Origin of the sequence: Micromonospora sp. NBC_01405 (assembly GCF_045040155.1) — a bacterium.
Lineage (GTDB): Bacteria > Actinomycetota > Actinomycetes > Mycobacteriales > Micromonosporaceae > Micromonospora.
The window spans coordinates 4,032,170-4,054,272 of record NZ_CP109532.1 but is presented as its reverse complement, the minus strand read 5'-3'; the positions used below and the strand labels follow the sequence as shown (position 1 = coordinate 4,054,272).

Here is a 22,103-nt window from a genome sequence, read left to right as displayed (position 1 = left end):
TACCGGCTCTTGCCCGGCCGCGCTCACCCCGGCACGCTCCGCTGTGGACGGCGAACGCGCGAGCGCCCCGCCCGGGAATGGGCGGGGCGCTCGGTCCGGTGCCTGCGCAGCCGGTGGGGTCGGGCGGTTGTCGGTGTCCACCCGGCCCGTTCGACCAGATGCGGGGTTCGGCCGGCGCGCGTCAGGCGTTGACGGAGATGCCGAGACCCTCGGCGATCCGCCGGCCGTAGTTCTCGTCGCACTGGCTGAAGTGCCACACCATCTTCTCCTGGATGTGCTTGTCGCACTGGGCCAGCAGGTTGGTGAGGTTGAGGACCAGGTCGTCGCGCTCCCAGTCGGCCATCTCGCGGTAGCGGCGGCCGGCCTGGGAGTAGTTGTTCTGCCGCTCGATCGGGGCCCGCATGATCTGGCCCGAGACGAACGGGCGGTACTCCCGGTAGGACTCGTCGGCCTCGTTGAGGCCCGCCACCGAGGACGGCTCGAAGTTGATGTGCGGGTTGCCGCCCCGGTTGTCCACCCCGTACGACATCTGGCCACCACCCTGGTTGGTGCTGACCTGAACGTCCTCGCGCGGCCGGTTGACCGGCAGCTGGAGGTAGTTCGGGCCGACCCGGTAGCGCTGGGTGTCCGAGTAGGAGAACGTCCGGCCGATCAGCATCTTGTCGTCGGAGAAGTCGATCCCGTCGACCAGTACGCCGGTGCCGAAGGCGATCTGCTCGTTCTCGTTGTGGTGGTCGGTGATGTTGCGGTTGAGCGTCATCATCCCGACCGGGAGGTACGGGAAGTCCTCCTCCGGCCAGATCTTGGTGTCGTCCAGCGGGTCGAAGTCCAGCTCGGGGTGCTCGTCGTCGCTCATGACCTGGACGTTGAGCTCCCACTGCGGGTACTCGCCGCGCTCGATGGCCTCGTAGAGGTCCTTCGAGGCGTGGCCCAGCTCGCCGGCCTGGATCTCGGCGGCCTGCGCCTCGGTCAGGTTGTGCTCGCCCTGCTGGGTCATCCAGTGGAACTTGACCAGCACGCCCTCGCCCTCGGCGTTGACGAAGCGGTAGGTGTTGACCCCGGATCCGCGCATGGTCCGGTAGTTCTTCGGGATGCCGTACGGCGAGAAGAGCCAGGTCAGCATGTGCATCGACTCGGGCGTGTTCGACATGAAGTCGAAGATCCGGTTCGGCTCCTGGCGGAAGGTCACCGGGTCCGGCTTCAGCGAGTGGATCACGTCGGGGAACTTGATCGCGTCCCGGATGAAGAAGACCTGGAGGTTGTTGCCCACCATGTCCCAGTTGCCGTCCTCGGTGCGGAACTTCACCGCGAAGCCGCGCGGGTCGCGGGCCGCCTCGGAGGAGTCCCGGCCGCCGATGACGGTGGAGAACCGGATGGTGAGCGGGGTCTTCTTGCCCTTGGTCTGGAACAGCTTGGCCCGGGTGTACTTCGACGCCGGCTCGTCGCCGATCGTCCCGTACGCCTCGAACTCGCCGTGCGCGACGAACCCGCGGGCGTGCACCACCCGCTCCGGGATGCGCTCCCGGTCGAAGTGGCTGATCTTCTCCAGGAAGTGGTAGTTCTCCAGCGTGGCCGGGCCGCGCGAGCCGACCGTCCGCTGCTGCTGGTTGTTGTGCACGGGGTGGCCCTGGCGGGTCGTCAGGATCGGCTTGCTGGCCTGCGGGTCGCTCATAGCTCTCCTCCGGATAGGTGTCGCTGCTGGCAGTCGGGGCAGCGCCCCCAGTACGTGACCTCGGCGAACTCCACCGCGAAGGTGGCCGCCGTCGAGGGGTCGAGGCAGGGCCCCGGTTCGGGGCTCCGGCCGGTGTCGCTGATCACGCCGCACTCCCGGCAGATCAGGTGGTCGTGATCCGCCCCGCGCATCTCGTACCGCGCGGGACCACCGGCCGGGACGAACCGGCGCAGCAGGCCCGCCCCGGTCAGGGCGTGCAGGACGTCGTAGACCGCCTGACCGGAGAGCCGCCCGAGGTGGCCCCGGGCGAGGCGGGTGATCGTGTCGGCGTCCAGGTGGGGCCGACCGCGCACCGTCGCGAGCACCGCTAGGCGGGGCTGCGTGACGCGCAGCCCGGCCGCCCGGAGGCGTTCGGCGTCTGACTCGACCGGCATCACCCCACCCTGGCTCCTTTTCTGGAACCAGTCAAGTTTTCGCCGGGAACGGTCCTGTGGGCCGGGTCATCCCGCTGCCCGGGAACCGGACGCCGAGGCGCAGCGCGCCCGGAACCGCCCGTGCCTCGTCCCGATACCCGTGATCACCCAGGAAATTCCCCCGGATCGGGATTGGCGATCAGTGGCCAGAGGGAATACCAGAGGGACGAAGGAGGAGCCATGTCGCCCACGCAGGTAATCGTCATAGTTCTTGTCGTGCTGGTGGTCGTCGCGGCGCTGGCCGTCGTGCTCCGGCAGGCCGCCCGCCGCCGCGCGCTGCGGTCCCGGTTCGGGCCCGAGTACGACCGGGTGGTCGCGGAGCAGGACAACCGGTCGGCCGCAGAGCGGGAGCTGCGGGACCGGGAACGCCGGCACGCCGAGCTGACCCTCACCCCACTCACGCCCGAGTCCCGGGCCCGCTACGCCGCCGCGTGGGAGGAGCTCCAGATCCGCTTCGTCGACTCCCCCGCCGAGACGGTGAGCGACGCCGACGAACTGGTCGGCCGGCTCGTCGCCGAGCGCGGCTACCCGACCGGCGAGTTCGACGACCGGGCCGCCCACCTGTCGGTCGAGCACGCCCGGACGCTGTCGCACTACCGGGACGCGCACGAGATCCGGCTGCGCAACGAGCGCGGCGAGGCGGGCACCGAGGAACTGCGGCAGGCCGTCGTCCACTACCGGGCGCTCTTCGCCGACCTGCTCGGCGAGGACCCGGTGGGCAGCCACACGCCGGAGCAGCACCAGCCGGAACACGTGCCCGGGCACCAGCCGGACGCCACGCCCGAGCAGCGGGCCGATGCCACGCCCGCCGACCGTCCGCACGACGCCACGAGCCGTTGAGGAGAGCCACGATGCGCCAGGAGCAGCAGACCAGCAGCGACCACCCGGAGGCCGTCCGGTCCGCGCCGGTGCCGGTCCCGCCCTCGGGCGACCGGCCCGCCGAGGCCGGCCACCACCGCGACCGCGACGCCGACGGCCGGGTCGACCTGCCCGAGGACGTACTCGACGAGCGGGGCACCTTCGACGACCCGGCCGTAACCGGGGAGCGGGGCGACGAGCACGGGGCGGACCGGCAGGGCGAGCGCCGCCGGGACGCCGACGACCTGGACGACACCCGCCCGTACGACGTGCGGGACGCCGACCCCGACCGGGCTCCCGAGTTCCACGAGCCGGCACCCCTGCCCACCGCGTTCGGGGCGACCACGGTGGGCGACGCGGTGGCCGCCTCGGCCATGGCCAGCGGCCGTCCGGAAGACGAGCGGGACCCGCGCGGCGAGGACACCGCCCAGCCGGGCGACGGCGCACCGGGACGCACCGACGCGTTCGACGCCGAGCGCGCCGACCCGACCGCCGGGGACCGGCTGCACGACCGGGACCGCTGGGCGGCAGCCGAGGCGGCCGACGGGCCCGACGACGCGCGACACCCGGGCGACCGGCACCCGGGAGACGCCGAGGCCGACCGGGCTGACGAGCACCACGGGGCGGACCGCAGCCGCGAGGACGCGGTGGTCGCCGGCGGCAGCGGGTACGGCCGGCCCGAACCGGGCATGACCGACCCGGACGCCGCCGCCCCGGACGCAGCCCTCGGCGCGGCCACGGCCCGACCGACGGGCGGCGCGATGCACGAGGACGCCACCGACCTCTTCGAGCCGGACGCCGCCCAGGCCTTCCGGGACCGCTGGCGCGACGTCCAGCTCCGCTTCGTCGACGACCCGAAGGCCGCCGCCGGGCAGGCCCAGTCACTGGTGGACGAGGCCATCCAGGCGCTCGCCGCCGCGCTCGCCGAGCAGAAGAACAAGCTGGGCGACTGGCAGCAGACCGGCGACGACACCGAACAGCTGCGGATCGCGGTACGCCGGTACCGCGACTTCCTGGACCGGGTACTCGGCCGCTGACCGCCCTTTTCGACGCTACCTATCCGCACGCCCCGGCCAACGACGGCCGGGGCGTGCGGCGCGTCCGGGAACCCACCCGTCCGGATCTCGGACGGGGCCGGGCGGTTATCCGAAGCGGTCAGCCAGCTTCGTCAGCTTGGTGACGTACGCCGGCCAGTCGTAGTCGTCGGGGATGTTGGTGTTCTCCCGCCGCAGGCCGATCGCCGTGTCGTGCTGCTCGCGCATGATGTCGGCGTGACCCGCGTGACGAGCGAGGTCGCTGGTCACGTGGATGATGATCCTTTGCAGCGTCACGGCCTGTCCACCTGGCCGCCACCACGGCACCCGCCCCGGCGCGTCGAGCGGTAGCTGTTCGATCGTCTGATCCGCGAACACCCCGACACGGCGATACAGGTCGATCAGCCCATCCTTCGTCTCTTCCTCCCGCGCGTACCAGTCCGCCTGCGGATCCTCCTCGAATGCCTGCATGGGGACCAGTTCCTCAGGCGTCGGGAATTCGCGCCCGAAGGTAGGCCCGAAGTAGCCGGCTTCGACATTGAGGCAATGCTTGAGGATTCCCAGAAAGTTGTTGCCGGTCGCGGTGCGGGGCAGTCTGGCTTCGCGTTCGCTCAGCCCGTCGAGCTTCCAGATCAGGTCCCCGCGAGTCGCTTGGAGGTAGTGGTGCAGCGCAGCCTTCGCATCGCCCAGGTCAGCCATGCCCGCCAGTCTTCCTCATGCGCCGAGCCACCAGCGGAGTGTCGTCTGCAAGATCAGCGCCCGGCTGCAGCGGTCGGCATCCTCAGCGCCGGGGCGCGCGTTGGGCCTTCGGCCGGTCACGCCCCGGCGCGCACGGCGTACACGGGCGTTAGCGCCGTTCGAGTGTGAGCAGCGGCTCGGACAGCGCGGGCGATGGCGCGCCGGGATCGGCGGACACGGCCGCCTCGATGCTGCGGAGACCGGCCTCCGCCTCGTCGGGGCTGAGCCGGGCGAAGAACGAGAGAGTACGCAGGCGCAGCCGTTCGAGCACGTCGGCGCGAGTGCCATCGGACGCGGGGGTGACCATGCCGAATCCGGTAACGCGCCAACCGGCCGCCGTGAACATCGCGATGACCTCGTGCAGCGGCTGGAACAGCGCGGTGTCCACCTCAAGACCGCGAGGGAAGTGGTCCAGCCACCACGGCTCGGGATGATGGTCGCTGAAGTTTCCGCGCAGCAGTAGCCGCCCGGCCGGCCTGAGCACCCTGGCCAGTTCCCGGGCCGCCCGGGGCTTGTCCTGGACATGGTGCCAGGACAAGAACATGAGCGCGTAGTCGGCGCTGCCGGACGGCACCGGCATGTCCTCGGCGGAGCCTGCCAGGTATTGCACGCCGGGATGCTGGGACTGCGCCTGCGCCACCTCGCGCATGCGGGCCGACGGCTCGATCCCGGTCACCGTCCCGAACGCTCGCGCCAGCGCGGGGGTGAACCTGCCGGTCCCTGACCCGACGTCCAGCCCCACCAGCGGACGCCGCTCGGGTAGCGCGGCTGCGAAGGCGCTCATCCATGCCCCCAACTGCTGCTCGGTGAGCGCGCGGCCGCGCGTGTAGTTCTGGTACTGCTCCCTGTCGTAATCGACCAGCCTCATCGCCGCTCCCTCGTCAGTCGGACCCAACTGTCCGATGTATCGAACCGATACATCGGGACGATACGCGGCGTCGCGCCAGGAAGTTGAAGCGGCAGCGGCGGGAGCGTGTCGTCCAGACGGCTCCATCACGTCCGACTGCCGGTGCGCTGAGAACGGGAAGTGCGGTGTTCGTCGAACCAGGGCCATCGTGGACAGCGGAAAGGCCGAGCTTGGCCGTTCAGCGAATCCGAAAGACCAGCACAGTGACCGGTGCCATGCGTTCGGTGGCGACGCCGACAGCAGTCGCATCAAAAGGTCATCTCTTGAACGCTCTGCGTTACCGCGACGTACTCGGCCGGTGTACCGTCCGAAGTGGTGGCCCGTCCCGGTAGCGGCGGCGGTGCCGCCGCCGAGCCCGCCACCTGGGGAGCGACGCCATGAGCGATGCCGAGACGTTTGGTTCCCGCCTACGTGCCCACCGCGAGCGAGCCGGCAAGACGAGAGCTGTCCTCGGCGGACTGGTCGGACGCAGCGGCGAGTGGGTGAAGGCCCTGGAAGCGGGTCGCCTCCTCGTCCCTCGACTGCCGATGCTGCTTCGTCTCGCCGAAGTGCTCGGTATCTCCGATTTGGCCGACCTGACCGGCGAACAGTCTCTTCCGGTCGCTTCGGTCACGAAGGCCGGGCACCCCGACATCAGCCGGATCGCCGCTGTCATGCAGCGCCCCGCCGTCCCGGCCGGCGACCCGACCTCGGTAGAGACGTTGACCAGTCTGGTTGACCAGGCGTGGCGTATCTGGCATGAATCCTCCACGGAGCGGACCGCCATTGCCGGGGTGCTGCCCGGTCTGCTCAACGACGCGCGCCGTAGCGCCTGGCGACTGGAAGGTGTCGAACGGCGACACGCCCTGGTCGAGTTGGCCCGCGTCTACCACCTCGCCCAGTTGTACCTTGCCCACCAGCCACACCCCGAGTTGGTGTGGCTGGCGGCCGACCGTGCCATGGCCGCCGCGCAGGAAGCTGACGACCCGGGCGCCATCGCCGCCGCCGCTTGGTACTACGCCCACGTGTACCGCTCGTCGAACCTGATCGAAGAGGCGGAGCAGGTGCTGATGGAGGCGCTGGCCGTCCTCGACCCCGACGCTGGCGTTGACCCGCTTGCCCGCTGGGGACAACTGCACCTGGGGGTGGCACTCGGGCGCAGCAAGGCCGGCCGGGCTGGACAGGCGTGGCGGGCCTGGGACCTTGCCGAGGAGGTCACCAGACGACTCGGCAGCGGCTACGTGCATCCATGGTTGATGTTCGGAGAGACCGTCTGTGCGGTTTCCGCAGCAACGATAGAGTCGGACCTGTGCCGGCCGGGCGAGGCTATCCGCCGCGCGGCCATCATCGACTACCTGGCGCTGCCATCGCGGACTCGTCGCGCTGCGGCCCTGATCGATGCGGCCCGGGCGCATCTGGCGCGTCGCGAGGAGATCGCCGCCGTGCACCTGCTCGGGCGAGGCCTCCGCGAGAGCGCGGACACCATCCGGTACAGCCCCTTCGCGCGAGCAGCCACGCTGGAACTGGCGGGCCGCCGCGGTACGACCGGCGAGGACGCCCGAGAGCTGGCGCTCGCAATGGGCATTAACTGGTAGTAGTCGCAGAGGTACAAACCATCACCGTCATGCCTGATCAGCGCTCGTAACGTGCAGTTACGGGCGCGATCGACATTTGCTGTCAGTACCGGTTCTGCCACGAACCGCGCCCCTCAACTGGCGCGGCGGTGGTCGGTCCTTCCAAGAGCACCGCCGCCACGCCTCTTCGGGAGGACGCAGGTGGAGGACGGTATGCAGCACGAGCCGGCACAGAGCCGTGGCGAGCAGGTCGAGCAGGCGGAGCGGGAGGCGGCCAGGCAGCGGATCCTCGCGCAGGCCGAGGCAGATCGGATACCGGTCGAGGAGACGACCCGGGCGGTGCCGGATCGGCGGTGGCGTCGTGGACAGCGGTGACCGGCTGCCGGTCGGTCGGCGGGTGGCGTACTGGCGGGCTCGGCGGAAGCTGTCGCAGCAGGTGTTCGCCGACCGGCTCGGCAAATCGAAGAGTTGGGTGGACAAGGTCGAGCGCGGCGTCCGCGCCCTCGACAAGGTGTCGACCCTCCAGGCCATCGCCGCCGTCCTGCGGATCGACACGGCCGTACTGCTCGGCCGGGACGCCCGGCCCGCCGACGTGACCCGGTGCGCCGAGGGCGTGGACCGGATCCAGGCGGCCCTTTCGACGTACGACATCGCCCTGGGCCGGCCGGCGACACGCGGGCCCGCAATGCCGGCCGATCGGCTGGCGCGGGAGGTCGCGCACGCCTGGACCGCCTTCCAGCACGCCCGGTATCCACAGGTGATCGCGCTGGTGCCGGCCGTGTTGGCCGAGGCGCAGCGCTGCCACGCCGACGACCCGGGGCCGGGCCGCGCTCTGCTGGTCGAGGTGTACCGGGTGACCGCGTCGCTGCTGGTGAAGCTCGGCGAGGCCGACCTGGCGTGGCTGGCCGCCGACCGGGCGATGGCCACTGCGACCGGCGAGCCGGTGCTGGTGGCCGCCGCAGCCGTGCAGCTCGGCCAGGTGCTACGCGCCTCGGGGCGGGCGCGGGCGGCCATGTCGACGGCGCTGGCCGCCGCGTACCGGATCGCCCCGCCCGACCCCGACGACGCCCGGCCGGCGGAGTTGTCGTTGTGCGGGACGTTGCTCGTGCAGGCCGCCCTGGCGGCTGCCCGCCACGGCGACGACCACGCCACCGCCGAGCTGATCGGCGAGGCCGCAGGCATGGCGGTGCGGGTCGGGGACGGCCACGACCATCACCGGACCGGGTTCGGGCCGACAGCGGTCGACCTGGCCCGGGTCGTCGCGGCCCTCGAACTCGGCGACGCGAGCGAGGCGGTCGCCTGGCACGAGAAGACCACCGAGCGGGACGCCTGGCGGTGGCTGCCCGCCGAACACCGCGCCGCGCACCTGGTCGACGCCGCCCGCGCCTACCTCCAGGCCGACGACCCGGCCAACGCCGGCCGCGTCCTGATCGCCGCCGAACGCACCGCGCCGGCCGAGCTACGGCACCGCCCGGCCGCGCGGGACGTGGTCGCCCGGGTGGCGCGCGACCCGCACGCCCCGGCCACGATCATTGCGCTCGCCGTCGCCCTCCGGGTGACCTGAGGATGACCGCGCCGTTCCTGTCCCTGGCGCAGATCCGCAACCGGTTGATCCTCACCGCCCGAGCGATCCTCCGCGCCCACCGGCCCGACCCCGACGGCCGCTGCCCGCTCTGCCGGACCCCGGGCTGTCCGGTGGCGACCGCCGCCCGCAACGTCCTGCGCGCAGCCGAAGACATACCGCGGCGAAACCCCGTCGGCATGTCCGGGGCGCTGGGGGGTACGCCGGGGGGATCAGGCAACACCTGGGGACAGGAGGGCGGCAGGATGACGAAGCGCGACCGGAACGCCGGGCGACCGCTGGAGGAGAGCCCCGAGGTGGCCGCGGCGGTGGACGACGAGAGCACGGTGCGGCAGTTGGCGACCGGTGGCGGGGCCGACCGGGACACTCCGTCCTTCGGCGGTCCGGGGGACGTCCCGGAGGGCGCCGGCTCGACCGAGGACCTGCTCGGCGACCCGCACGGCGCGGGCACGGGGGCCGGCGGGGACAACATCCGCACCGGCGCGGAGCAGCAGTGGGAGCCGGAGGACCTGGTGCGGGCCCGGGGCCAGGACCTGACGCCGAAGAACGTCGAGCGGGCCCGCCGCGACCTTGCCGAGCAGGGCCAGGCTGCGGTGGAGAAGACCGTGCCCTGACCCCGCCCGCCCCGCCCCGGGCACGGCGGGGGCCCCTGGCCCGACCGGTGGACGGTCGGACCAGGGGCCGGGGGAACCTGCCGCTGAGAGTGCCTCACTCCTCGCCAGCGGCGGGCAGGCGTGCCTGGTGGAGCGTCAGAGCGCCGGGTAGGCGTTCTGCATGAGCTGGGCGAACTGCGCCGAGAACCAGGCACCCGAGATCGGGGCGTCCGGCAGGGCGCCGCTCATGCTGTTGCCGTTGCGGGCGTTACCGGTGTAGGTCGGGTCGCACATCCGGTCGAAGCCCTTGCCCTCGTTGTTCGGGATCGCCTTGCTGGAGCCGTCCGACTCACCCGGGGGCTTCACCCAGACGTAGGCGTCGATGCCGGACTCCGGAGCGGCCTTGGGACGCTCGCCGAGGCCCGCGCCGGACTGGTTGCACCAGTTGCCGGCGTGGATCCGCCGGTCGACCCGGCCACCGTTGACGTAGGTGTCGACGCTGGTCAGTGCGCCCGGGCCGGTCGGCCGGGCGGTGCCGCCCCAGCCGTTGCGGGAGGTGTCGATCAGCATGCCGATGTTGCTGTTGAAGCCGACCGAGACCAGCTTGGTGCGGAACGCCTGGGCGAACGAGAGCTCGTCGGTGTAGAAGTTCCAGTCGATCCACTTCGACTGCCGGACCGACGTGCCGTTCACGTTGTCGGTGATCTTGACGTACGGCTCACGCAGCGCCGAGTAGTTGGCCGTGTTGACGATGAAGCCGTGCACGTTGTTCACGGTGCTGCCCGAGGCGACGGCGGCGGCCTTGAGCTGGTCGGCGGTCGGGCCGAAGTTGCTGTCCCAGCCGATCCAGCCGTGGTGCGCGGCGTCGATGTAGTTGTAGACGTTGCCGAGCGCGCCCAGCTTCGCCAGGGCGTACCCGACGCCGTTGACGTACGCGCCGTTGGCCTTGACGGTGTCGCACATCGCGGTGCCGCCCGGGTTGCCGGAGGTGTTGGTCACCAGGTTCGGCAGCGAGTCGATCTCGATGATGTTGATGATCCGCAGGCTGGCGTACTTCGCGTCACCCTGGATCGCGGCGATCGGGTCGATGTACTCGGCCTTGTACCGGGGCAGGTCGTTCGGGCCCAGCTCACCGTTGGAGGCGAGCGCGGCGCAGTCCCGGCCGGGCAGGTTGTAGACCACGAACTGGATGTACTTGGCACCCTGCCTCAGCGCCTCGTCCAGGTGGGCACGAACGCCCATCGCACCGTTGGAGGTGCTGTCCGGCGTGCCGTTGATCGCGGCGATCCGGTCGATCCAGACGGCGGTCGGGTTGTTCGACACCCGGTTGCCGCCGGCCACCGACTCGGCCTTGGCCTTCCACTCCGGGTTCACGTACCCCTTGGCGTTCAGGTAGGGGTTGTCCACCTTCTCCCCCGGCGGGGGCGTCGTCGGCGGAGGCGTGGTCGGGGGCGGCGTGGTCGGCGGGGGCGTGGTCGGGGGCGGCGTGGTGGGGGGAGTGCTGCCGTTGCAGACCACGCCGTTCAGGGTGAACGAGGTGGGCTTCGGGTTGCTGCCGCTCCACGCGCCGTTGAAACCGATGCTCACGCTGCCGCCACTGGCGATCGAACCGTTGTACGACTCGTTCGCGGCGGTCACGTTCTGCCCGGCCTGGCTCCACTTGGCCGACCAGCCCTGCTGCACGCGCTGGCTGCTGTTCGGGAAGGTGAACCCGAGGTTCCAGGAGCTGACCGCGTCACCCAGGTTCTTGATGGTGACGCTGGCGGTGAATCCGCCGGCCCAGTCGTTGGTGGTGTAGTCGACGCTGCACTGGGTCGCGGCCTGGGCCGCGGTGACCGGGAGGGTCACCAGGCCGGCGGCGACCAGGACACCCGCACCGGACAGTGCGAGCGCCCGGCGGTGGCCGGACAGTCTCTTCCTCATACTCATGGCACAGATCTCCTTGGGCGTGACCGGACTCGCGGCCCGGCGGAACGGCGCCCGACGTCCTGCACGGACGATCGGCGGCGCCACGGGGGGAATTTTCGGGGGTGCCCGACCCGGACGGGCGGTTTTTGGTGGTGGTGCGCGACCGGACGGGAAACGACCGGTCGGGCGGCGGACGGCGTCCGGTGGGACCGGTGCCCTCGACGTCTGCCTTGTGCGGTGTGGCTCCCCGTACCGCGTGAGGGAAATTCTTACATGGGAGCGCTTCCATGGCAATGGTTCGATGCTTGTTCGACCGGCCCAACAGGACGCCCGGAGCAGTACGGCGTGATGACACCGCTGCAGACAGCCCGGGGCGAGGCACCCCCGTCCCCCGAAAGGGTGCGTCCCGCGCAGCGGGGTTGTAACCCTTCCCCGGGTCTGTAACGCCCGACGCGAGCCGACGAGGTGCGCTTGTCGGACCTTCCACCCGAATGCCAAGGAAACTGTAAAAGATGAATCTTTCCTCTTATAGCTCGCGAACCGGTCTAACGTCTTGAGTAGCTCGGCTGACGTCGGGCTCAGGACGAACAGGGATGGAGTGACGCAGGTCATGGCAAACAAGATGCTCGGGAAGGTCGTTGCGGGTGCCGCCCTCGGGGGGGCCTCCCTGCTGGTGTTCACGCCAGGGATCGCGTTCGCGGATGGCCACGACGGCGAGTCCCGCGACGGCAAGGTCTACGCCAAGCCGCACGTCGTCAAGGCGGGCGACAAGGTCGAGCTCCTGGAGATCTGCTCGGAGCCCCAGAGGGACGCCTTCGTCTGGTCCAAGGTCACCGGCAAGGTCAAGCTGCACTCGGCCGAGGACGACCGCGGCCAGCACGGCGAGGACGGGGGCAAGCCGGGCGAGGACCACGGCAAGGACGACGGCAAGGACAACGGGGAGCACGTCAAGCACGGCGACGAGCAGGGCAAGGACGACGGCAAGGACAACGGCGAGCACGTCAAGCCCGGCGACGAGCAGGGCAAGGACGACGGCGAGCACGGCAAGCCCGGTGGGGAGCAGGGCAAGGACGACGGCAAGCCGGGCGGGGAGCAGGGCAAGCCCGGCGACGAGCAGGGCGGGGAGCACGGCAAGCCCGGCGGGGAGCAGGGCAAGGACAACGGCAAGCCCGGCGGGGAGCAGGGTGGCAAGGGCGGCGGCACCGCCGACCCGTACGGCGAGCAGGACTGGGGCGGCTACGAGCAGGGCCAGAAGGCCGAGAAGGACCACGGCAAGGAGTCCGGGAAGGACCGGTCCGACGAGGGCTCCGGCTACGGCAAGGACTCGGGCCGCGGCAAGGACTCGGGCCGCGGCAACGACTCCGAGTACGGCAAGGACTCCGGCCGCGGCAACGACTCGGAGCACGGCAAGGACTCCGGGCGCGGCAACGACTCCGAGTACGGCAAGGACTCCGGGCGCGGCAACGACTCCGAGCACGGCAAGGACTCCGGGCGCGGCGAGGACGAGCGGTCCTGGGAGCACAAGAAGGACTTCGTCTACTTCGGCGAGGCCGAGGTTTCCGAGGACGCCAAGCCGGGCCGCCACAAGCTGCACGGCTCCTGCGGCGAGGGGGAGCTGGTCGTGCTCCCGCGTGGCCACGTCGACGGCGGTGACGGCGGCGCGACCACCGGCACCAATCGCGGGATGGCCACCACCGGGGCGGGCATGGTGGGCGCCGCGGCGCTCGGCGGCATCGTGCTGATGCGGCGGCGTCGGGTCAATGGGTCCCTCGTCTGACGTGACGGCGACACCGGCCGGCGGCCGCCACGGGAGACCGTGGCGTGCCGCCGGTGCGGCCGTCGTCGTCACGCTCGCGATGGTCGGCGCCGGACTGGTGGGCGCCTCGCTGCGCGGCACGCCCGAGCCCGCGCTTCGCCCACCTCAGCCGCTGTCCCAGGCCGGCGCGGACGGCCGCGCCACCGCCGGCCCCAGCGGGAACGGAGTCGACCAGCCCACCGATCCCGACACCGGGTCGGCCGGCGAGGGACAGCCGGCGGCCGGGCTGGGCCGGGCCACGCCGACCACCATCGCCATTCCCCGGATCGGGGTCGACGCCCCGATCATGATGCTGGGCACCAACCCCGACGGCACCGTCCAGGTTCCGTCGCTGGAGCAGGCCCTGAGCGCGGGCTGGTACTCCCCGGGGCCGAGCCCCGGCGAGATCGGCAACGCGGTGGTCGTCGGGCACGTCGACTCGGCGAAGGTCGGCGGTCCCGCCGTCTTCTTCTCACTCGGCGCGCTCCAGCCGGGCGACGCCATCACGGTGTCGCGGGACGACGGCAGCCAGGCCGCCTTCACCGTCGACGAGGTGAAGTCGTACCCGAAGAAGGCCTTTCCCACCGAGCTGGTGTACGGCCCGAACGACCGGGCCGGCCTGCGGGTCGTCACCTGCGGCGGGCAGTTCGACAAGAACGCGGGCAGCTACCTGGACAACGTCGTCGTCTTCGCGACGATGACCGGCTGAGAAGTGGGGACGGGCGGCCCCCGGGACGCGCCACGGCCGGTCGGGGACACCGACCGGCCGCGGCGCGCTCCGGGCGACTCAGGCCGCCGAGGTCCGCACCAGGGTACGGATCTGACGCAGCAGCACCGACAGGGCGGCGAGGTCCGCCCGGGACTCGTCGAACTCCCCCATCGCCCGCTGGGCGCGGTGGATCGAGGTGGCGTTCGACTGCTCCCACTGCAACACCCGCTCCAGCGGCGGCAGGTCGTTCGGGGTGGAGCCGAGGACCTCCGCGGTGAGCGCGGCCAGCGCGGCGTACAGGTCGTAGCGCAGTGCCATCCGGGCCAGCGTCTGCCAGCGGTCCTCCCGCGGCAACAGAGAGATCTTCGACAGCAGGGAGTCGACCCGGAACCGGTCGGACAGGACGAAGTAGACCGAGGCCACCTCGCCGACGTCCGGACCGGTGCCCGCCGAGGTCTCCACCACGTCGAGCAGCCCGAAGCTGTACATCAGCCGGGTCGCCTGCTCGGCCAGGCCGCGCGGCAGCCCCCGGGAGGTCATCTCGTCGATGTGCGCGGCGATGGCCTCCCGCTCGCTGCCGTAGAAGAGGTTCTCCAGGCCGGGCAGCAGCCGGGCCACCCCGTCGCGCAGCCGGGCGGTCTCGGCCGGCACGTCGATCGGCGAGCGCCGGTTGGTGACCAGCCAACGGACCGCCCGATCGAGCAGCCGCCGGGTGTCCAGGTAGACGGCGGTCTGCAGCTCGGGGTCGACCTTGTTGTCGAGCGCCTCGACCGCGTCCCACAGCTCGCGCAGCCCGAACACCTCGCGGACCACCACGTACGCCCGGATCACGTCCGCCGCGGACGCCGCGGTCTCCTCGACCACCCGGAACACGAACGAAATGCCACCCCGGTTGATCGCCTCGTTCACCAGCACGGTGGTCACGATGTCCCGGCGCAGCCGGTGCTGGCCCATCCGGTCGGCGAACCGCTCCCGCATCGGGGTCGGGAAGTAGTTGACCAGCACCTCGGTCGTCCACTCCTCGTCGGCGAGCCCCTCGGCGAGGATCTCCCGTTCCAGCACGATCTTCACGTACGCCAGCAGCACCGCGAACTCCGGCGCGGTCAGCCCGGACTCGGTGCGCACCGCCAGCTCGTCGTCCGGCGGCAGCCCCTCCAGCGCCCGGTTCAGCGCGCCCGAGCGCTCCAACTCGCCGATCATCCGGCGGTGCACCGGCAGCAGCGAGGCGGCCTGGGCCTGCGAGTTGTTGATCGCCCGGGCCTGGTCGTAGTTGTCCCGCAGCACCAGCTCGCCGACCTCTTCGGTCATCCCGGCCAGCAGCTCGTCGCGCTCGGGCCGGGTCAGCGCCTCGTCCGCGACCGCCGTGTTGAGCAGGATCTTGATGTTCACCTCGTGGTCGGAGCAGTCCACCCCGGCCGCGTTGTCGATGAAGTCGGTGTAGATCCGCCCGCCCGCCCGGGCGTACTCGATCCGCCCGAGCTGGGTGCAACCGAGGTTGCCGCCCTCGCCGACCACCCGGCAGCGCAGCGCCTTGCCGTCCACCCGGATCGCGTCGTTGGACTTGTCGCCCACCTCCGCGTTGGTCTGACTGGACGCCTTGATGTACGTGCCGATGCCGCCGTTCCAGAACAGGTCCACCGGCGCGGTGAGGATCGCCTTCATCAGCTCCTGCGGGGAGAGCTGGCTGACGTCGTCGTCCAGCCCGAGGACCGCCCGGACCTGCGGCGAGATCGGCACCGACTTCGACGCGCGCGGGTACACCCCGCCCCCTTCGGAGATCAGCGACCGGTCGTAGTCCTCCCAGGACGACCGGGGCAGGTCGAACAGCCGCTTGCGCTCGGCGTACGAGGCGGCGGCGTCCGGGTCCGGGTCGAGGAAGAGATGCCGGTGGTCGAACGCGGCCACCAGCCGGATGTGCTCGGACAGCAGCATCCCGTTGCCGAACACGTCGCCGGACATGTCGCCGACGCCGACCACGGTGAAGTCCTGGGTCTGGGTGTCGTGCCCCAGCTCCCGGAAGTGCCGCTTCACCGACTCCCAGGCGCCCCGGGCGGTGATGCCCATCTTCTTGTGGTCGTACCCGGCCGAGCCGCCGGAGGCGAACGCGTCGCCGAGCCAGAAGTTGTGCGCCGCCGAGATCTCGTTGGCGATGTCGGAGAACGTGGCGGTGCCCTTGTCCGCCGCCACCACCAGGTACGGGTCGTCGCCGTCGTGGCGGACCACGTCGTCGGGCGGCACGATCTCACCGGCGGCGATGTTGTCGGTGATGTCGAGCATCGCGCCGACGAACTCCTGGTAGCAGGCGACCGCCTCGTCCCGGTCCCCCGGCTTCTGCTTGAGCACGAAGCCGCCCTTGGCGCCCACCGGCACGATCACGGCGTTCTTCACCATCTGCGCCTTGACCAGGCCGAGCACCTCGGTCCGGAAGTCCTCCCGCCGGTCGGACCAGCGCAGCCCGCCCCGGGCCACCGGCCCGTACCGCAGGTGCACGCCCTCGAACCGGGGCGAGTAGACGAAGATCTCGAACTTGGGCCGGGGGGCCGGCAGGTCCGGGATGGCCTGCGGGTCCAGCTTGAAGGCCACGTACGCCTTCGGCCGCCCGCCGACCGGCTTCTGGTAGAAGCTGGTGCGCAGGGTGGCCTGGATCAGCGTCAGGTACGACCGCAGGATCCGGTCCTGGTCGAGGCTGACCACGTCGTCCAGCGCGGCGCCGATCTCCGTCACCAGCTCGCCGCTGCGCTCGCGGCGCTGCTCGGCGGTCGGCTCCCCGGGCGCGAAGCGGGTCTCGAAGAGATCCACGAGCAGCGCGGTGATCCGCGGGTACGCGATGAAGGTCTGCTCCATGTACTCCTGGGAGAAGACCGTCCCGGTCTGTCGCAGGTACTTCGCGTACGCCCGCAGCACCACCACCTGCCGCCAGGTGAGCCCGCCGCGCAGCACCAGCTCGTTGAAGCCGTCGACCTCGGCCTCGCCCCGCCACGCCGCCGCGAAGGCGTTCTCCACGTGCGGGCGCACCTCGGCCAGTTCCTGGTGGCCCTCGGGCAGTTGCAGCCCGAAGTCGTACAGGTAGACCCGGCCGTCGATCCGGTCCACCTCGTACGGATGCTCGTCGACCACCCGGACGCCGAGGGAGTGCAGCACCGGCAGCACCGCGGAGAGCATCATCGGCTCGCCGTACCGGTAGACCTTGAACCGGACGTCCATCGCCTCGTCGAGGTCCGCGCCCCGGCCGGCGCCGTTGCCGCGCGGGGCGAGCTGCTTGCGGAACAGGTGCATCTCAAGCTGGCCGGGCTCCTCCAGCAGCTCCAGCTTCGCCAGGTCCTTCATCGCCTCGTACGGCGTGTGCCCGTCCTTGTAGCCCTCCGGGAAGGCGTCGGCGTACCGGCTGAACAGGTGCTTGGCCTGCTCGTCGCCGAGCTTGCGCTCCAGCACGAGGCGGTAGTCGTCGTCCCACAGCCGGGTGGCGTCGGCCAGTTCCTCGGCGAGCAGGTCCGCGTCGATGTCCCCCGGTGGCCGGGTCGGATCGGTGCGGACGATGAAGTGCACCCGGGCCAGCATCGACTCGGTGACCCGGGTGGTGTAGTCCACCCCGACGCCGTTCAGCTCGCGCAGCAGGATGTCCTGCATGCGCAGCCGGTTCTGCGTGGTGAACCGGTCCCGGGGCAGGTAGATCAGGCAGGAGATGAACCGCCCGTACGCGTCCCGCCGCAGGAAGACCCGCAGCTGCCGGCGGCCGGCCATCCGCAGCACGCCGATCACCGCGTGGTACAGATCCTCGGTCTTGATCTGGAACAACTCGTCCCGCGGGTACGTCTCCAGGATCTGGAGCAGGTCCTTGCCCGAGTGGCTGCGTCGGCTCAGGCCGGAGCGGTCCAGCACCTCGGCCACCTTGCGGCGGACCACCGGCAGCTCCCGGACGCTGGTCCGGTACGCCGCCGTGGAGAACAGCCCGAGGAAGCGCCGCTCGCCGATCACCTGACCGGCCTCGTCGAAGATCTTGAAGCCGATGTAGTCCAGGTACGCCGAGCGGTGCACGGTGGCCCGGGAGTTCGCCTTGGTGATGATCAGCAGGCGCTTCTCCAGCGCCCTCTCGTGCGCCTCGGACGTCATCGAGGACAGCGCCCGCACCTCCGGGGAGTCCGAGCGCAGGATGCCCAGGCCGGTGCCGAGCACCGCCTCCACCGCCGAGCCCTCACCGCCGGGGGCGTCCACCAGCCGGTACTCGCGGTAGCCGAGGAAGGTGAAGTGGTCGTGGGCCAGCCAGCGCAGCAGCTCCACCGAGTCGGTGATGTCCTTCTCCGGCACCGGCGGGCGGTTGTCGGCAGTACGGGCGGCGGCCAGCTCGTCGGCCAGGGCCAGGGCGCGCTGGCGCATCTTCGGCCAGTCCTCGACCGCCTCCCGCACGTCGGTCAGCACCCGTTGCAGCTCGCGGCGCAGCTTCTCCCGCTCGCTGGCGTCGCGGACCGGGTCGATCTCGATCCGCATCCAGCTCTCGACCAGGTCCCCGTCGATCGCGTCGTCGGGCTCCACGTCCGCGGAGACCTCGGTCAACCGGCCCAGCGGCTCCCGGCGCACCACCACCAGCGGGTGCACCAGCAGATGCACGTCGAGGTGGTGGGCGTTGAGCAGGGCGGTCACCGAGTCGACCAGGAACGGCATGTCGTCGGTGACGATCTCGATCACCGTGTGGTGCTGGTCGGCGTCCGGTTCGTGGATGCGCAACTTCAGCTCGCCCGGCACCCGCTGCTGCGCCAGATCCCAGTGCGCCCGGGCGGCGTCGAGCATCTCCTCGGCCGTGAACCCGATCAGTTCCTCGTCCGGGGCGAACCGCCAGAAGCGCCCGACCAGTGTCGCCGCGTCGTGGTCGTCGCCGGCGAGCGCGACCGCCTGGGCGACCAGGCGCTCCACGTTCGGCACCGGCTCGTCGAGCTCGGCGTCCTCCACGTCGTCGGCCAGCGCATCCACCGGCAGCCCGAGGTCGTAGATGGTGTCGATGCTCGAACCGGTCATCCCGGTCACTCCCGTGTCGAGCCGGCCGAAGCCGTCCCCGTCGGTCGCCGAATCGAAGTCGTCCCGGCCGCTGTCATCCTGCCGGAGGTCGGGTCCCGGTTTGATCGCCGGACGCCGGTCCATCGGTGCCACTCCCCTCGACCCACCGCATTGTGGGTCACTCTGCCGCCCAGCCTAGGCCCTGCCGCTCCGTGCCTTCGTCGGCGGACCACCGGCCGGACGTCCGGTTCGGGACTCTGTCCTTTCACCCGTTGCAGATATGCGGTCAGCCGGCTGGGGAGTACCCCGGTCGGGATGTTCATCACACCTTCGCGGGCCCTCTTTGCGCACGTGGCGGGCCGGGCGGGGCAGTGGGCCCGGCAGGGCCGTACTACCGTGGCGGAAGCCCGAGATTCGGAAGGACGGCTCCATGCGTCTGTCGTACCCCCTTGGTGGGCCCCGCCGATCGCGCTCCCGCCGGCTGGTCGCGGCGCTCGCGGCCACCACGCTGGCCGCCGCCGCGCTGACCGGCTGCTCCGGCGAGGACGGTCCGGAACGCGCCGTGGACGCCTTCCTGTCCGGTTGGGGCAAGGGCGACCTCCAGGCGGTCGGCTTCGTCGACCCGACCGGGAGGAAGGTGCCCGCCGCCGACGTGACGCGGGAGATCCGGGAACTCTCCGGAGAGCTGGCGGCCACCCCACCGGCGCTGCGCCGCACCGGGGACCCGAAGATCGACGCGAACATCGCGACCGCCGGCATCCGGGTGGACTGGACCCTCCCCCCGGCCGGCACCCGCTGGGGGTACGACCGGCAGGTACGGCTCACCCGGGGCGGCGACGACCAGTGGCAGGTGATCTGGGAGCCGCAGGTGGTGCACGAGCAGCTCACCACGGGCGACCGGCTCGCGGTGCGCCGGGACGTCGCGCCCCGGTCCGGGGTGCTCGACAGTGCGGGCGCGCCGGTCGTGGCGCCCCGCCCGGTGGTCCGGGTCGGGCTGCAACCGAGCGAGGTCACCGACGTGAAGGTGGTGTCCCGGAAGCTCGACGCCGCGTTCCGGGCGATCCGGCCGGCGCTCAACCCGCCGGTCGACCTCGCCGACCTGCCCAAACGCCTCGCCGAGGCCGACCCGGGCGCGTTCGTCGAGGTCGTGACGCTACGCGACGAGGCGTACCGGCAGATCCGCTCGCGGATCTACAACCTGCCCGGCACCAAGTTCCGGGCCGAGAAGCTCGACCTCGCCCCCACCCGCGAGTTCGCCCGGGCGCTGCTCGGCTCGGTCGACCAGGCCCAGGCCGACGACCTCGCCGCCCACCCCGACCGGTACCGGCGGGGCGACCTGGTCGGCCACGGCGGCCTCCAGGGCCGGTACGACGAACGGCTGCGCGGCGTGCCCGGGCTCACCGTGATCAGCGAGCGGACGGAGCCGGATGGCACCGTCGTGCCGACCGGCACGACGCTGTTCCGCGAGGAGCCGAAGGCCGGGCAGGCGGTGAAGACCACCCTCGACGTGGCCACCCAGAACGCCGCCGACACCGCGCTGCGCGGGGAGAAGCGCCGCGCCGCCCTGGTGGCGGTGCGGATCAGCGACGGCGCGGTGCTGGCCGCCGCGAACGGGCCGGGGGCCGCCGGGGAGAACCTGGCCTTCACCGCCCAGGTGCCGCCCGGCTCGACGTTCAAGATGGTCAGCGCCCTCGGCCTGCTGGACCGGGGTGCGGTCACTTTGGACGGCCCGGTCGCCTGCCCGAAGACGTTCACCGTGGACGGCCGGTCGTTCAAGAACTCCGACAACTTCGTCCTCGGCTCGGTGCCGTTCCGCACCGACTTCGCGAAGTCCTGCAACACTGCTTTCGCCGCGCTCGCCCCGAAGCTGGGCGCGGACGGCCTCGCCCAGACCGGGCGGGCGCTCGGCCTGGAGGCCGGGTGGGACCTGGGCGTCGACGCGTTCACCGGCAAGGTCTCCGCGAACGGCTCCCCGGCCGAACAGGCCGCCGCCTCGTTCGGGCAGGGCACCACCGTGGTCAGCCCGCTGGCCATGGCCGCCGCCACCGCCGCCGTCGCCCGGGGCCGCTGGGAGCAGCCAAAACTGGTCCTCGACCCGGCCCCGGCCAAGGCCGCGCCCGCCGGGCCGGAGCTGAAGCCGGAGTCGGTGCAGCCGCTGCGGACCATGATGCGCGAGGTCGTCACCGCCGGCACCGCCGGCGCGCTCAAGGACGTCCCCGGCGGGCCGGTGCACGGCAAGACCGGCACCGCCGAGTACGACGACAACCCCGCGCACACCCACGCCTGGTTCGTCGGCTGGCAGGGTGACGTGGCGTTCGCGGTCTTCGTGGAGCGGGGCGGGTCCAGCACGGCCAGCGCGGTGCCGATCAGCGAGCGCTTCCTGCGCGCCCTCGCCGCCTCCTGACCGCTGACCCGCCGGGCGGTTCCCGGCACGGGCCCGTGCCGGAGTGCCTTTGAAGCTGCAAGGTCGCCCTCGACATGCTGCGGGGTCTCGGCGTTGCCGGCACGGGCCTGTGCCGGAGCGCCTTTGAAGCTGCAAGGTCGCCCTCGACATGCTGCGGGGTCTCGGCGTTGCCGGCACGGGCCTGTGCCGGAGCGCCTTTGAAGCTGCAAGGTCGCCCTCGACATGCTGCGGGAGTCTCGGCGTTGCCGGCACGGGCCTGTGCCGGAGCGCCTTTGGAGCTGCCCGCACAGACGGGGCACCTGTCGCCCTGAACACCTCTACGGGCGCTCGCTCATCACCCGTCCTTGCGGCCCCCCGGACGACACCACCCTCAGCTCTGCGGGCAGGCGACTCCGGCGTCCAGGTGGGCGCACAGACGGGGCAGCTCCAAAGGCACTATGCGGGATGCCTCCGGCCGCGTCATGACCCAGCGACCGGCGACCGGCGACCGGCGACCCGGCAACCGGCAACCGGCCACGCCCCAAGGTAACGCCTCGACGGACCGGCGGGTCAGCACCGAACAGATCAGCAGGGCGGCAACAGACGGACCGCGTCAGATGCGGCAAGCCGACCACGGCAGACCGACCGCGACGGACGGGCTGCGGCGGACCGACGCGTCAGACGATCCCAGCTGCGGAATGCGACGTGTCGTCGCCCGTGCCGGGGCGGCTGGCGCCCGGAGACGGTGCGGGAACACGGCGCAACAGGCCCGGGCCGGCCGAGGCGGGGGGCCCGACGGGTTCCAGGACCGGGCCCGGGCCACCCTCGGTTGGGCTGCCCAGCTCCGCCGGCCTGTCCGGCTCCTCCGGCCCGCTCGCGGCGCCGTCGACATCGCCGGGGGCGGCGGGG

At 71.7% G+C, this 22,103-nt stretch carries 15 protein-coding genes; 9 read left to right on the top strand and 6 right to left on the bottom strand.

The window, feature by feature from the left end; translation table 11 throughout:
* Positions 1-181: 181 nt before the first annotated feature.
* Together OG559_RS17575 and OG559_RS17570 are read right to left on the bottom strand one after the other, a co-directional pair.
* A complete protein-coding gene (locus OG559_RS17575) occupies positions 182-1,672 on the bottom strand; it encodes a catalase (RefSeq protein WP_405105117.1) in 1,491 nt (496 codons plus the stop codon).
* Entirely contained in the window at positions 1,669-2,106 is a 438-nt protein-coding gene (locus OG559_RS17570; RefSeq protein WP_405105115.1) for a Fur family transcriptional regulator, read from the bottom strand. The genes OG559_RS17575 and OG559_RS17570 overlap by 4 nt, the downstream gene beginning before the upstream one ends.
* A 219-nt stretch (positions 2,107-2,325) precedes the next feature.
* On the opposite strand from OG559_RS17570, the gene OG559_RS17565 reads away from it, so the two are divergent.
* Together OG559_RS17565 and OG559_RS17560 are read left to right on the top strand one after the other, a co-directional pair.
* Entirely contained in the window at positions 2,326-2,985 is a 660-nt protein-coding gene (locus OG559_RS17565) for a hypothetical protein (protein ID WP_405105113.1), read from the top strand.
* 11 nt (positions 2,986-2,996) lie between these two features.
* Positions 2,997-4,040: a hypothetical protein gene (locus OG559_RS17560; protein ID WP_405105111.1), complete on the top strand. Its 1,044-nt coding sequence runs from the start codon at positions 2,997-2,999 to the stop codon at positions 4,038-4,040.
* Positions 4,041-4,145: 105 nt separating this feature from the next.
* Here the strand turns inward: OG559_RS17560 and OG559_RS17555 are convergent, their stop codons facing one another.
* Both OG559_RS17555 and OG559_RS17550 read right to left on the bottom strand, forming a co-directional pair.
* Positions 4,146-4,736, bottom strand: a complete 591-nt coding sequence (locus OG559_RS17555; RefSeq protein ID WP_405105109.1) for a DinB family protein — start codon at positions 4,734-4,736, stop codon at positions 4,146-4,148.
* Between the two features lie 148 nt (positions 4,737-4,884).
* Complete coding sequence (locus tag OG559_RS17550) at positions 4,885-5,643, bottom strand: class I SAM-dependent methyltransferase (protein ID WP_405105107.1); 759 nt, start codon at positions 5,641-5,643, stop codon at positions 4,885-4,887.
* 416 nt (positions 5,644-6,059) lie between these two features.
* Here OG559_RS17550 and OG559_RS17545 point away from each other — a divergent pair, with 416 nt between their 5' ends.
* The 4 genes from OG559_RS17545 (at position 6,060) to OG559_RS17530 (ending at position 9,431) form a co-directional block, all read left to right on the top strand.
* Positions 6,060-7,256, top strand: coding sequence for a helix-turn-helix domain-containing protein (locus OG559_RS17545; RefSeq protein ID WP_405105105.1), 1,197 nt, complete (start codon positions 6,060-6,062; stop codon positions 7,254-7,256).
* A gap of 180 nt (positions 7,257-7,436) precedes the next feature.
* On the top strand, positions 7,437-7,610 hold the full coding sequence (locus tag OG559_RS17540; protein WP_405105103.1) for a hypothetical protein: 174 nt from the start codon (positions 7,437-7,439) through the stop codon (positions 7,608-7,610).
* Positions 7,597-8,799, top strand: coding sequence for a helix-turn-helix domain-containing protein (locus tag OG559_RS17535; protein ID WP_405105101.1), 1,203 nt, complete (start codon positions 7,597-7,599; stop codon positions 8,797-8,799). Before OG559_RS17540 ends, OG559_RS17535 begins: the two co-directional genes overlap by 14 nt.
* 263 nt (positions 8,800-9,062) lie before the next feature.
* On the top strand, positions 9,063-9,431 hold the full coding sequence (locus tag OG559_RS17530) for a hypothetical protein (protein ID WP_350884507.1): 369 nt from the start codon (positions 9,063-9,065) through the stop codon (positions 9,429-9,431).
* Between the two features lie 135 nt (positions 9,432-9,566).
* Here the strand turns inward: OG559_RS17530 and OG559_RS17525 are convergent, their stop codons facing one another.
* Entirely contained in the window at positions 9,567-11,339 is a 1,773-nt protein-coding gene (locus tag OG559_RS17525; RefSeq protein ID WP_405105099.1) for a glycoside hydrolase family 6 protein, read from the bottom strand.
* Between the two features lie 589 nt (positions 11,340-11,928).
* Between OG559_RS17525 and OG559_RS17520 the strand changes: the two genes are divergently transcribed.
* Together OG559_RS17520 and OG559_RS17515 are read left to right on the top strand one after the other, a co-directional pair.
* Positions 11,929-13,095, top strand: a complete 1,167-nt coding sequence (locus OG559_RS17520) for a hypothetical protein (RefSeq protein WP_405105097.1) — start codon at positions 11,929-11,931, stop codon at positions 13,093-13,095.
* 1 nt (position 13,096) lies between these two features.
* Positions 13,097-13,822 carry a class F sortase gene (locus OG559_RS17515; RefSeq protein WP_405105095.1) on the top strand — a complete coding sequence of 242 codons (726 nt, stop codon included), beginning with the start codon at positions 13,097-13,099 and terminating at the stop codon, positions 13,820-13,822.
* 78 nt (positions 13,823-13,900) lie between these two features.
* Here OG559_RS17515 and OG559_RS17510 read toward each other — a convergent pair whose 3' ends face one another.
* Positions 13,901-18,955, bottom strand: a complete 5,055-nt coding sequence (locus tag OG559_RS17510; RefSeq protein WP_405105093.1) for an NAD-glutamate dehydrogenase — start codon at positions 18,953-18,955, stop codon at positions 13,901-13,903.
* A 286-nt stretch (positions 18,956-19,241) separates the two neighbouring features.
* Between OG559_RS17510 and OG559_RS17505 the strand changes: the two genes are divergently transcribed.
* On the top strand, positions 19,242-21,215 hold the full coding sequence (locus OG559_RS17505; RefSeq protein ID WP_405105091.1) for a penicillin-binding transpeptidase domain-containing protein: 1,974 nt from the start codon (positions 19,242-19,244) through the stop codon (positions 21,213-21,215).
* Positions 21,216-22,103: the final 888 nt, after the last annotated feature.